The organism is Extensimonas soli (genome assembly GCF_029211265.1).
Classification (GTDB): domain Bacteria; phylum Pseudomonadota; class Gammaproteobacteria; order Burkholderiales; family Burkholderiaceae_C; genus Extensimonas; species Extensimonas soli.
Genome location: NZ_JARGEL010000028.1, coordinates 136,806 through 149,688 on the forward strand (window position 1 = coordinate 136,806; position 12,883 = coordinate 149,688).

Below are 12,883 nucleotides of genomic sequence, written 5' to 3' on the forward strand. Positions count from 1 at the left end.
GCCCCTTTTCTTTCTTACTTGGATTCGTTGTTGGGTTGGTTGAGCTGGCTCGGATCGAAGCCGCATTCGCGCAGCACCTGTTCGGTGTGCTCGCCCAGGCGCGGCGCCGGCGCGAGCGCGCCGACCTCGTAGCCCACCCAGCGCGCGGCCGTCCCGAAGGTAAGCATGGGCCCTTCGCTCGGGTGCTCGACCTGCTGGAAAAAGCCCACGGCCGCAAGGTGCGGGTCGTCAAACAGTTCTTCTATGGTGTTGACCGGCCCCGCAGGCAGGTCGATGCGCGCAAAGAAATCGAGCCAATGCGTGGTGCTGTGCGTGCGCAGCGTCTGCGCGAGAAAGCCATAGACCTCGTCGATATGGCGCGTGCGGCTCGCCAGGCTCGCAAAGCGCGCGTCGGCCAGCAGGTCGGCGCGGCCGATCGCGCGCAAAAAGCGCTGCCACTGGCCGTCGTTGTAAACCATGGCACACAGGTAGCCGTCGCTGGTTTCGTAGGGCCGGCGGCCCGGCGACAACAGGCGGCTGTAGCCGGCCTCGCCCGTGGGCGGCACGAAGCTGCGGCCGTAGAGGTGGTCGGACAGCACCACGCCCACCATGGTCTCGAACATGGGGATGTCGATGCGGCAGCCGCGCCCCGTACGCTCGCGTGCAAAGAGCGCCATGGCCACGCTGTGCGTGGCGTGCAGGCCGGTCATGCGGTCGGCGATGTTGAGCGGCGCGTAGCGCGGCACCTCGGCGCCCGCGCGCTTTTGCAGCGCCGCCACGCCCACGGCACCCTGGATCAGGTCGTCGTAGGCCGGCCGCCCGGCGTAGGGACCCTCTTCGCCGTAGCCATAGACGCCGCACCAGATGATGCGCGGGTTGATCGCGGCGACGCTGTCGTAGTCGAGCCCAAGCCGCGCCACTGAAGCCGGGCGCAGGTTGTGCACGAACACGTCCGCCGTCTCGAGCAGCCGGCGCATCGCGGCCTTGCCCGCGGGCGTCTTCAGGTCCAGCACCACGCTGCGCTTGTTGCGGTTCAGGTGCAAGAACATCGGCCCCATGCCCGCATGGCGCGCCGGCCCGATCGCGCGCGTGGAGTCGCCCTCGGGCGATTCGATTTTGACCACGTCGGCACCGTGATCACCAAGGATTTGTGTCGCATAAGGGCCCATGAGCACCGCGCTCAGATCGATCACGCGCACGCCTGCCAGCGGGCCGGAGCCGCCTCGGTTTTTTGCCGCATCGGTCGTGGATGCTTCTTTTTGATGAGCTTCTGAGGCGCTTTTTGCCTGCATTTCTGCCATATCCGCCATTGTTTTCGGTCTCCTTGTGCCGCACTTCCCGGCATGGGTTTGTACGGACGCCCGGATGAACGCCCCAGCCCTGCCTCTATACTTCGAAAGTGGGTCAGAATACCAAACAATCGTTTGATAGTCTGCTCTTTTTCCAACCAGCACCGCACGGAGACAGCCCCCATGAGCAGCAATGAGCTTCTGTACGAAGTCAAAGACGGCATCGCCTTCATCACCATCAACCGGCCCGAGCGCCGCAACGCCCTGAGCAACGCGGTACGCAAGGGGTTTTTCGACATCTGGCACCGCTTCGAGGCCGATGAGACTGCGCAAGTAGCTATTCTTTCAGGAGCTGGCGAAAACTTTTGCGCCGGCATGGACCTGGTCGAAGCCGCCGACACGCAGCTGCGCATCCCGCCACCGGGCTTCATGCCGGTGCTCGGTGACAACATCGAAGTCACCAAACCCGTGATCGCTGCCGTGCATGGCTACGCCTACGCGGGCGGCTGGCTGCTCGCGCAGATGTGCGACCTGTGCGTGGCCGACGAGACCGCCAAGTTCGCCATTACCGAAGCCAAGGTCGGCCGCGGCATGCCCTGGGCGTCTCCCGTAATCCACATGCTGCCGCAGCGCATCCTCATGGAAGTCGCGATGACGGGTGACGCCTTGAGTGGGCAGCGCGCCTACGAACTCGGCTACGTCAACCGCCTGATGCCCAAGGGACAGGCGCTGCAGGGTGCGATCGAACTTGCGCAAAAACTCATGGCCAACGCGCCGCTCACGGTGCGCGCGGCCAAGGAGATGGTGCGCCTTTCGACCGAAATGGGCCGCACCGCGGCGCTGCGCGCCTCGAACCACGCTTTTGCCACGGTGTACCTGAGCGAAGACGCGCTCGAAGGCCCGCGCTCGTTCCGCGAAAAACGCAAACCCGTCTGGAAAGGACGCTGACATGAGTACGCCCGCCGCCACTGCCCCTGACGTTGCCACAGCGCCCGCGGCCCTGGTGCCCGGGCTCACGCGCGCGCTCGCTGCACGCTGCGCGGCGCTGCGCTACACCGATCTGCCGCCCCCGGTGCGCCTGCTCGCGCGCCAATGCCTGCTCGACTGGATCGGCGTAGCGCTCGCGGGCGCCTGCGAGCCGCTGGTGCACATGCTCGCCGAAGAGGCGCGCGAGCAAGGCGGCCACGCCCAGGCCACGGTAATCGGCCACGCGCTTGCCACCTCGAGCCGGCAGGCGGCGCTGATCAACGGCGCGGCCTCACATGCGCTCGACTACGACGACGTCAACATGGCCTGCACGGGCCACCCATCGGTCGCGCTGATTCCGGCCCTGCTCGCATTGGCCGAGACGCGCGGCGCAAGCGGGCGCGACTTTCTCACCGCCTTCGTCGCCGGTTACGAAACCATGTGCCGCATAGGGCGCACCAGCGGCGACGCGCAATACGCGCGCGGCTTTCACACCACGGCCACGCTGGGCACGCTGGGCTCGGCCGCGGCCTGCGCGCACCTGCTGGGCCTGGACGCCGACGACACGGCCACGGCCCTGGGCATCGCGAGCACCATGGCCGCGGGCCTGAAGTCCATGTTCGGCACCATGTGCAAGCCTTTGCACGCGGGCCGCGCGAGCGCCGACGGCCTGCACGCGGCCCTGCTCGCCGCGCGCGGCTTCACGAGCCGCCCCGACGCGCTCGAATGCCCGCAAGGCCTGATCGCCACGCACGGCGGCACACCGAGTCTGGACATTGCGCTGGCCGCGCCCGCAGGCGGCTGGCACCTGCACCACAACCTGTTCAAATTCCACGCGGCCTGCTACGGCACGCACGCCGCGATCGAGGCTGCGCGCCAGCTACGCACCCAGCACCAGCTCACGCCTGCCAACATCGCCCACGTGCAGGTGCGCGTGGGCGCGAGCAGCGAAGGCGTGTGCAACATCCCCGAGCCGCGCACCGGCCTCGAAGCCAAATTCAGCCTGCGCCACACCGTCGCTATGGCGCTGGCCGGCGTGGACACGGCGGGCCTCGATGCCTACGCCGACGAGGCCGTGGGCCAGCCCGAGGTCGCCGCGCTGCGCCAGCGCATCACGGTCGAGCTCGTGCCCGAATGCCCGGGCCTCACGCTCAGCGAAGTGATCGTGCACACGGCCAACGACGCCACGCTGCGCCAGCAGCACGACAGCGGCCGCCCCACGAGCGACCTGCAGGCGCAGCAACAGCGCCTCGAGGAAAAGTTCCACCGCCTCGTCGATCCGGTGTTCGGCGCCGCGCAAAGCGCGCGCCTGATCACACTGGTGGCGCAACTCGACGAACTGAGCGACCTCTCGCCGCTCGCAGGCATGCTGGCCACGCCCGCTTCGTGCTGCGCGGACTGAACCTCGCCAATCCCTCGCCCAGCGCCCCGGCATGCACTGCCCGCTGCACCGCAGCACGCTTGGCAATGCCGCTCAAGCCTGCTCGATGCGCGCAATCAGCCGCTGCAGTTGCGCCAGCGTCTCGCCGCGTGCGCGCTGCTGCGGGTGGTGCCCCTGCCCTGCCAGCGCGAGCACTTCGAGCGACATGGTGCCCTGCGCGAACAAGGCCAGCGCGCTCGGACGCCAGCCGTATTCGTCCTGGTTGCCGAACAGCGCCGACACCGGGCAGCGCACCGCGGTGATTTCAGCGCTCATGTTCCACTCGAGCGCCTTTTGGCTCGCCCAGGCGTTGAACCAGCCCCAGAACATCGCGTCGGTGCCCGCGCCGTGGTAGCGCTCGAGCTTTTCGCGCAGGCCTTCCTGCTCGTAGGCACGCCGCGCGTTCGCCATGGCATCGACCATGAACTGGTCTATGGCGATGGTGGGCGAGCAACCCATGGCGCCGCAGACCACGTCCGGATGCGCTGCCGCGGCAAGCACCGACATCGCGCCGCCGTCGCTGTGCCCGAACATCAACGCCTTGCCGATGCCGAAGTGGTGCAGCACTTCGCCGAGCACCGGCCCGGCCTCTTCGCGCCGGTAGCTGGGCTCGCGCCCGCCCTCCAGCGGCTCGGAGCGGCCGTAGCCGTAGCGGTCGTAGGCCAGCACCGGCCATCCCGTGGCCTCGGCAATCACCTGCGGCAGGTCTTTCCAGGTGGCGATGCAGTCCAGCCCGCCGTGCATCATCACGATGGTGGGCCGGTCACCACCGACCTCGCCCCAGGTGCTTGCAGCAAGCCGATGGCCGCCTGCCATGAATTCATGGTCTTTCACTTTTCGTCTCCTTGCAGCCTGCTGGCCGCATGCCGGTATTTACAAGTCGACGTGCCCGCCGAGCAATTGGCGCGCAATGGTGCGCCGCTGAATCTCCGCCGTACCGTCGGGGATGCGCATCACCCGTGCGAAGCGGTAGCCCTCTTCGAGCCGCAGCTCGTTCGTCAGGCCCATGCCGCCGTGCACCTGGATGCTGCGATCCATTACGCGCCCAAGCATTTCGGTCGAGAAAGCCTTGACCATGCTGACCTGCGCGGTCGCATTGCGCCCCGTATCGAGGCGCCAGGCGCAGTTCTGGATCATATTCTTGGCCGCGTAGATGTCCATCGCGCTCTCGGCGAGCATGAACTGGACCGCCTGGTGCTCGGCAATCGGCACACCGAAAGTCTTGCGCACCTTGGCGTATTCGGTCGCCTGGTCGAGCGCCCAGCGCGCCAGCCCCAGGCAGGACGCGGCCATGCCCATGCGGCCGGCGTTGACGCCGTCCATGGCCACATTGAGGCCGCGCCCGACTTCGCCGAGCCGGTGGTCGTCGCGCACGCGCACGCCCTCGAGCACGATCACGCCCGTGTCACCGCCCTGATGCCCCATGGTGTTGATGACGCGCGGCACGGAAAAGCCCGGCGCGCGCGTATCGACGAAAAAGCCCGTCACGCCGCCCTTGTGGCGCGCCGCAGCTTCGGGGTCGGTAAGCGCGAACACCATCGCGTAGTCGGCATAAGGCGAATTGGTGATCCACTGCTTGGTGCCGGTGATCACCCATTCATCGCCGTCGCGCACCGCGCGCGTCTTCATGCCGAACACGTCCGAGCCCGCATCGGGCTCGCTCAGGCCGAAGCACAGCGTCTTTTCGCCGCTCGCAATGCCGGCGCCGTAGTGCGCAAAAATCTCGGGCTTCAAATAGCGCAGCACCGGCGACAGGCCGTTGGTGAATGGCGAGGAGATCACCACGGTCTGTACGAGCGGGTGCCCTGGGCCCACGCGGTGGTTCAGCGCCTCCTGGATATGCGCCATCGCCAACGCGCCCTGCCCGCCCCCGCCCAGCGACTCGGCGCCAAACAGGTTGTAAAAGCCCAGCTCGGCCGAGCGCATGCGCACCTGGCGCCGCAGTGCGAGCACCTCGGGCACATAGCGACCCTGCGCGTCGAACATGGTGCGCTCGCTGCCCAGCAGCTCGCGGTGCTGCTCTTCGAGCGGGAGCACTTCGCGCTCGACGAAGCGCAGCAGCGCCTCGGCGATCGCCTGGGTGTCGGCGTCGATCGTAAAGTCCATGGGATATCTCTTGGGGTGACTAGGAGCCTGTCAGAAACCATGTGTGTGCGACAAACATGTCGACACCTACTTCTTCACCAGTGCGCATTTGCCATCGGCCATGGGGCGGAATGCCTTGTCGCCGGGGATGGTCGCAAGGATCTTGTAGTAATCCCATGGGCCCTTGGACTCTTCGGACGACTTGACCTGGGCCAGGTACAGGTCGTGCACCATGCGACCGTCTTCGCGTACATGGCCGTTCTGGCTGAAGAAATCTTCGATTTTTTTGGACTTGAGGTATTTGGCAACAGCGAGGCCATCATCAGAATGGATGGCTGCTATCGCTTTCAGGTACTGGGTGACTGCCGAATACGTGCCTGCATGCACCATGGACGGCATGGTTTTCTTGCCCATGCGCTCAAAAAAGCGTTGCGAGAAAGCGCGCGTCTCAGGTGTACGGCCCCAGTAGAAGGCTGTGGCAAATGTCAGGCCCTGGGCGGTCTTGAGGCCGAGCGAGTGCACATCCTGGATGAACATGAACTGCGGCGCCACGATCTGCTTCTTCATCAGCCCGAACTGGTTGGCCGACTTGATCGCATTGATGGTGTCATTGCCTGCACTCACCATCGTGACGACCGATGCCTTGGATTCCTGCGCCTGCAGCACAAAGGAAGAAAAATCGCTGGCATTGAGCGGGAAGTTAGTGCGCCCCACAATCTTGCCGCCGCCTTTGGTGACGATATTGGTCACGGTCTCGGCCCCTGCTTTGCCAAAGGCATAGTCCACCGCCATGATGTACCAGTCCTTCTTGCCTTTTTCCAGCATGGCATGCGCTACGCCGCTGGCCATTGCGTAGGTGTCGTAGGTGTAGTGAATGGCGGTGGGAATACAGGCCTCGCTGGTCAGCGCATCTGATGCGCCACCCGAAGTGAGGATGAGCTTGTTGCGCTCCTTGGCCAGGTTGTAGACCGCCATGGCAACCGCAGAGTTGTTCATATCCACCACAACATCCACACCTTCGGTGTCGAACCAGGTGCGCGCGCGGCTCGCGCCCACGTCGGCCTTGCCTTGGTGGTCAGCAAAGACCACCTCGATTTTTTTGCCGTCCACCGTGCCGCCAAAGTCTTCGACCGCCATCTTCGTTGCCTCGACCGAACCACGTCCGGCCGTGTCGGCATAGGGGCCGGACATATCACTAAGCACCGCGATCTTCACCACGTCACCCGAGATCCCTTGGGCCTGGGCGGGCAATGCTGCAGTGGCAACAGAGGCCGCAAGTGCTGCGATGGCTTTCAAACGTTTCATGACTAGTCTCCTTGTTGTGGGATGGGCGGACGCTTGCGTTGTTCAACCCAAATTGTTCATTAGGACGCGGGACGATGGCGAGGCGGCTGGCGGGCAGTTTGGTCGCGGCTGAGGAGTGCATGGCCGGTGCCATGAACGACGAAGCCAAAAAAGCCGCCGCACACCCGCCCCCTTGACATCAGGGAGCAGGCGGGGCGCCCGGAGCCGACCTGAGCAAAACCTCAGGCCGTCTTGAACTGCTCTTTGGCCATTTCACGCAAGCGGAACTTCTGCACCTTGCCGCTGGGCGTGCTCGGCAAAGCCTCGGACACGGCCAGGAACTCGGGCCAGTATTGCTTGGCCATGCCGTTATCTTCCAGAAAACGGCGCATCTCCTCCATCGTGAAGCTGCTCCCAGTGCGCAGCAGCACGTAGGCGGCGGCGCGCTCGCCCAGGCGCGCGTCGGGCACGCCGACCACGGCGGCCACCTGGATCGCCGGGTGCTTGTGCAGCAGTTGTTCCACCTCGACCACGGGGATGTTTTCCCCGCCGCGGATGATGATGTCTTTCGCGCGGCCGGTGATGCGCACATAGCCATCGGCGTCGAGCTTGCCCAGATCGCCCGTCTTGAACCAGCCTTCGGCGTCGGTGTCGAACTTTTCCGGGCGTTTGAGGTAGCCCACGAACTGCCCGGGGCCGCGCGACTCTATCTGCCCTTCTTCATCGACGCCCAGCACCTTGCCTGCATGATCGACGATGCGCAGCTCCATCCCCGGCATGGCGGTGCCGTCGGTGCCGAACACTTTCTCGGGCTGGTCTTCGAGCCGGGTCGAGGTGACGATCAGGTTCTCCGTCATGCCATAGGCCGAGATGATGTGCGCCTGCAAGCGCTCGGTAGCACGCTGCACGAGCGCGCGCGGAATGGGCGCACCGGCGGAAATGAAAAATTCGAACGTGGAAATGTCGTATTTGGGCAGCGCCGGATGGTCAGTCAGGTCGGCCATGAAGGGGGTGGCCGCCATCATGAAATTGACACCCTCGTCCTGGATGCGGCCCAGGCCGACCTCGGCGTCCCAGATGTCTTGCAGCACCATCTTTCCACCGAGCGCGAGTGGCAACTCCATGCCCACGAGAAAACCCGTCTGGTGCGCCATCGGCGAGGGCATGAAGAACACGTGGTCACCGGTCAGGTTGAAGCGCCGCACAATCTGCATCAGGTTGGCAATGTGCGTATTGGGCGTGTGCAAAGCGCCCTTGGGCTCGCCCGTGGTGCCCGAGGTGTAGAGCAGTTCCATGATCTCGTTGGGCTGCATGCGCCGCGCCTTGAGCATCTTTTCGGCGTCGGGCGTTTCCTGTTCCCAGCGCCGCTCGAGGAAGTATTTTTCGAACGAGGCATCACCGCTGCCGCCCAGGGCAAACACGTGCTCTAGCTTGGGCAGGTTGGGTTGAATCTCGCGCACCATCGCCAGGTGGTCGAAGCCGCGCCAGTTCTGCGGCACGATCATGACTTTGGTCTCGGCCAGACCCAACATGAAACTGAGTTCGCGGTGGCGAAAGATGGGCATCACGGGGTTGGTGACGGCGCCCACGTGCAGACAGGCCAGGTGCAGCGCAACGAATTCCCACCAGTTGGGCATTTGATACGACACCACGTCACCGCGCTCCACCCCCAGCGAGATCAGGCCCAAGGCGATGCGCTTGGAGGTTTGCAGCAGCTGCCGGTAAGAAATGGAATTCTTGCGCCCCGTCATGCTGTTGATGTCGGTCACCGCGATTTTGTCGAGGCGCGAGGGCGCGACTTCGTCGAGGAAGTCGAGCAGCGTCTTGTTGTGCCAGTGGCCGCTGGCTTGGTAGCGCGCTTGCAGGTGGGGGGGCAGTTGGGATTCGAACATAAGCAAAAGTCTCCTTGGACGATGAAAAAACAAAAATGAAAAAACAGAATGACTGCGCTATTGCGGCACTTTGAACTGCTCTTTGGCCATTTCACGCAGGCGGAATTTCTGGATCTTGCCGCTGGGCGTGCGCGGAACGTCTTCACATACAGCGAAGAATTCAGGCCAATACTGCTTGGCCATCTGGTGCTCGGCAAAAAAGCGCTGCAGCTCTTCCTGCGTGAAGCTGTGCCCAGGGCGCAGGATCACGTAGGCGGCGGCGCGCTCGCCCAGACGCGGGTCGGGCACGCCGACCACCGCTGCGGTCTGCACGGCAGGGTGCTTGTGCAGCAACTGCTCGACCTCGACCACAGGGATGTTTTCGCCACCGCGGATGATGATGTCCTTGGCGCGCCCTGTGATGCGCACGTAGCCGTCGGCGTCTATGCGTGCGAGGTCGCCCGTATTGAACCAGCCCTCGTCGTCCATGCCGTAGAGTTCGGGGCGCTTGTAATAGCCCACGAAGTGATACGTTCCACGGGACTGCAACTCACCTTCCTGATCCGCGCCAAGGGGCTTTCCTGCAGGATCGACCACGCGGACTTCCATCCCAGGCAAGGGTAGCCCATCGGTATTGAACACCTTTTCCGACGGATCATCGAGGCGCGTAGTCGTGACAATCAGGTTTTCCGTCATGCCCCAGACGGACGCAATGCTTGCTTTCAACCGCTCAGTTGCGCGTTGCACCAGCGCGCGCGGAATAGGCGCACCGCCGCACATGAAAATATCGAAACTGGACAGGTCGTACTTGGGCAGCGCAGGATGCTCGGTCAGGTCGGCCAGAAATGGCGTGGCCCCCATCATGAAATTCACGCCCTCATCCTGAATACGGGCGAGCCCCACTTCGGCATCCCACACATCCTGCAGCACCACCTTCGACCCCAGCATCAGGGGCGCCTCCATACCCATGAGAAAACCTGTCTGGTGCGCCATCGGCGAGGGCATGAAGAACACGTGATCGCCCGTACGACCAAAGCGCTTCATCAATGCCACAGCATCAGCAAAATGGGTGTTCGACGTATGCATTGCCCCCTTGGGCTCGCCCGTGGTGCCCGAGGTGTAGAGCAACTGCATCACCTCATTGGGCTGCATGCGCCGCGCCTTGAGCATCTTGTCGGCGTCGGGCGTTTCCTGTTCCCAGCGCCGCTCGAGGAAGTATTTCTCGAACGAGGCATCACCGCTGCCGCCCAGGGCGAACACGTGCTCGAGCTTGGGCAGGTTGGGTTGAATCTCGCGCACCATCGCCAGGTGGTCGAAGCCGCGCCAGTTCTGCGGCACGATCATGACTTTGGTCTCTGCCAGGCCCAGCATGAAACTGAGTTCGCGGTGGCGAAAGATGGGCATCACGGGGTTGGTGACGGCGCCCACGTGCAGACAGGCCAAGTGCAGGGCGACGAATTCCCACCAGTTGGGCAGCTGGTACGACACCACGTCGCCACGCTCCACGCCCAGCGAGATCAAACCCAGTGCGATGCGCCTGGAGGTTTGCAGCAGCTGCCGGTAAGAAATGGAGTTTTTGCGCCCCGTCATGCTGTTGATGTCGGTCACCGCGATTTTGTCGAGCCGCGAGGGCGCGACTTCGTCGAGATAGTCGAGCAGCGTCTTGTTGTGCCAGTGGCCGCTGGCCTGGTAGCGCGCTTGCAGTTGGGGGCTGAGTTGGGATTCGAACATCACTTGTCTCCTTTTTATGGCTCATTGGTCCCTCAAGCGAAAAACGCCGGGGCCTTCATGATGAATGGCTTTCCTTGGGAAGAAAAGTCAGGGTTTCCGTGAAGTCGGCGATCGTCTCGCCATGTTGGTTGAGCACCCAATGCTGCAACTCCATCAGCGTGTAGCCGCGCGAGGTCTTTGGCAGCAGGCGCGGCTCGCATTCCACATGGATGGTGTCGCCGGGGAACAGCGCTCCGCGCAAGCGCGCCTGCAGCCCCGTCATGCCGCCGAACGGGCCCACATCCTGCTCCTTGAGGGTATCCGCGATGATCTCGGACACGTAAGTTGCCAACAGCCCCATACCCAGAGAAATGATCATGGGCCCGGGCGCGAAGCGTTTGCGGTGCGCGCCTTCCATGTTCTTCTGGATGTATTCCATGTCGATGAAAAAGGGCTCATGCAGACCGACGACGTTGACGAAGGTGACGATGTCGGTCTCGGTGATGGTGCGGCAATGGGTTTTGTAGCGCCGGGCGGTGCTCGTTGAAGTCATGGCAAGTCTCCTTTGTGTGGTTGAAAAGTATCTGACGATGGTCAAGAAACAAGCCCAATGAGCGGCAAAGGCATGCGCGACAACCTGCGCAAGCACACAACGCGGCGGCATTTTTTGCCGGGCCGGAATCCGACGCGATCACCGGCCAAACGCTGAGCGTCAATGGCGGTTTGAGCACGCCGGGTTGACATCACCGACTCACAAGCCGCCGTGTGCGGCCTTCACGGCTGCGCGGTTGGTTTTGCCGGCCGCATCCTTGGGAAGCTCCGGCACGAACACCACGTGCTTGGGTTTTTTGTAGCGTGCAATACGCGCACCGACGAATTCGATCAGCGCCTCAGCCGTAACCGTCTGCCCCGGCTGGAGCACACACACCGCCTTGATCGCCTCGCCCCACTGCGCGTCGGGCACGCCGATCACGACGGCCTCGGCGATCGCCGGGTGTTCGAGCAACGTGCGCTCGACCTCGGCCGGATAGACGTTTTCACCGCCGGGCTTGATGAGCTCCTTGGCCGGCGAGCGGCCGCTGTACCACAGATAGCCCTCGGCATCGAGGCGCCCCATGTCGCCCGTGTGGTGCCAGCCGTTGCGAAACGTGAAGGCGTTGTCTTGATCGAGGCGCCAGTAACCCTCGAACACCATGGGGCCGCGCACCACGATTTCGCCCGTTTCGCCCAGCGGCACCTCCTGGTCCAGATCATCGACGATGGCCACGCGGTTCAGACCCGCAGGCCGCCCCGCGCTGCCCGGACATTCGTCGAAAGGCGCCATGCTGACCCAGCCCGAGGTCTCGGTCTGGCCGTAAGCGCTCCAAAAGCGCGTATGCGGGCACACGGTGTGCAAGCGCTGCAGGGTTTCGGGCGTGTCTATGCCCGAGACGATGCGCAGATGCGCGAGCGCCGAACCCTGCGCTGCAGCAGCATCGAGCAAAGCGCCGAGCATGGGCGGAAAGGTGCCGATCAGGCTACCGCCGTCCGCGTCGATGTGGCGCACGAGCGCCGCCGGGTCGAAGCGCGTGAGCAGCAGGGTGCTGCCGCCGGCGAGCTGCGCCGCAAGCCAGAAGCCGATCGCGGCGACGTGAAACAGTGGCAACACGCCCAGGTTCACATCCTTGGGTGTGAGGCCCCAGGCGAGCTGGGTCTGCATCGCAGCAAGCATCAGGCCGCGATGCGACAGCAGCGCCCCGCGCGGGCGCCCGCCCACGGCAGCCGTGTGGATGATGACCACGCCAGCGTCGTCGCCCACCGGGGCAAGCGGAGCAATTGACGCCTTTGCCGCGCCAGCATCGCGCACATACAGTGAGTGCAGCGCCCCCCAAGGCGCCTGCTGCCCACCAAAACCATAGCACGTTACGCCCTCCAGACGTGCCGGAAGCAGGGATTTGAACTCATCTGCCGCGACGAGCAGCTTGGGCGCAACGTCGCCGACGATGTAGGCCACTTCTTCGGCAGACAGGCGCCAGTTGATGGGCACGAGGATCGCGCCCAGGGACGCCACGGCGCCAAATAGGTCCAGGTATTCAGGGCAGTTTTGCGCGAGGATCGCGACGCGATCGCCACGCCCCACGCCCGCAACTGCAAGCCCGGCCGCAAGCTGCGCCACGCGCTCGGCGTACTCGGCGTGGGTCGTGCGCTGCCCCTCAAAAACCAGCGCCGTGCGCGCGCCGTGCACCAAGGCGTTGCGCGCAATCGCATCGTGCAAACCGAAAGATCGCATGTCCATGTTC

The 12,883-nt window shown here is 64.3% G+C and carries 10 protein-coding genes; 2 read left to right on the forward strand and 8 right to left on the reverse strand.

The features are described 5' to 3' along the window. Positions 1-14: 14 nt before the first annotated feature. Positions 15-1,271 (reverse strand): CaiB/BaiF CoA transferase family protein, encoded by a 1,257-nt coding sequence (locus PYV55_RS13490; RefSeq protein ID WP_407066810.1) that lies wholly within the window; start codon positions 1,269-1,271, stop codon positions 15-17. A 180-nt stretch (positions 1,272-1,451) separates the two neighbouring features. Between PYV55_RS13490 and PYV55_RS13495 the strand changes: the two genes are divergently transcribed. Beyond that, a complete protein-coding gene (locus PYV55_RS13495) occupies positions 1,452-2,216 on the forward strand; it encodes an enoyl-CoA hydratase-related protein (RefSeq protein ID WP_275852119.1) in 765 nt (254 codons plus the stop codon). Between the two features lies 1 nt (position 2,217). Further along, positions 2,218-3,636, forward strand: coding sequence for an MmgE/PrpD family protein (locus PYV55_RS13500; RefSeq protein WP_275852121.1), 1,419 nt, complete (start codon positions 2,218-2,220; stop codon positions 3,634-3,636). A 72-nt stretch (positions 3,637-3,708) separates the two neighbouring features. On the opposite strand, the gene PYV55_RS13505 is transcribed toward PYV55_RS13500, so the two are convergent. The 7 genes from PYV55_RS13505 to PYV55_RS13535 form a co-directional block, all read right to left on the reverse strand. After that, positions 3,709-4,488: an alpha/beta fold hydrolase gene (locus PYV55_RS13505; RefSeq protein WP_275852123.1), complete on the reverse strand. Its 780-nt coding sequence runs from the start codon at positions 4,486-4,488 to the stop codon at positions 3,709-3,711. A 39-nt stretch (positions 4,489-4,527) separates the two neighbouring features. Continuing rightward, complete coding sequence (locus tag PYV55_RS13510; RefSeq protein WP_275852125.1) at positions 4,528-5,760, reverse strand: acyl-CoA dehydrogenase family protein; 1,233 nt, start codon at positions 5,758-5,760, stop codon at positions 4,528-4,530. 66 nt (positions 5,761-5,826) lie between these two features. Beyond that, complete coding sequence (locus PYV55_RS13515) at positions 5,827-7,044, reverse strand: ABC transporter substrate-binding protein (RefSeq protein WP_275852127.1); 1,218 nt, start codon at positions 7,042-7,044, stop codon at positions 5,827-5,829. A gap of 221 nt (positions 7,045-7,265) precedes the next feature. Next, positions 7,266-8,915 (reverse strand): AMP-binding protein, encoded by a 1,650-nt coding sequence (locus PYV55_RS13520; protein ID WP_275852129.1) that lies wholly within the window; start codon positions 8,913-8,915, stop codon positions 7,266-7,268. Between the two features lie 57 nt (positions 8,916-8,972). After that, entirely contained in the window at positions 8,973-10,625 is a 1,653-nt protein-coding gene (locus tag PYV55_RS13525) for a cyclohexanecarboxylate-CoA ligase (protein WP_275852131.1), read from the reverse strand. 55 nt (positions 10,626-10,680) lie between these two features. Beyond that, positions 10,681-11,157: a MaoC family dehydratase gene (locus tag PYV55_RS13530; protein WP_275852133.1), complete on the reverse strand. Its 477-nt coding sequence runs from the start codon at positions 11,155-11,157 to the stop codon at positions 10,681-10,683. A gap of 198 nt (positions 11,158-11,355) precedes the next feature. Next, positions 11,356-12,879, reverse strand: a complete 1,524-nt coding sequence (locus PYV55_RS13535; RefSeq protein WP_275852135.1) for an AMP-binding protein — start codon at positions 12,877-12,879, stop codon at positions 11,356-11,358. Between the last annotated feature and the right edge of the window lie 4 nt (positions 12,880-12,883).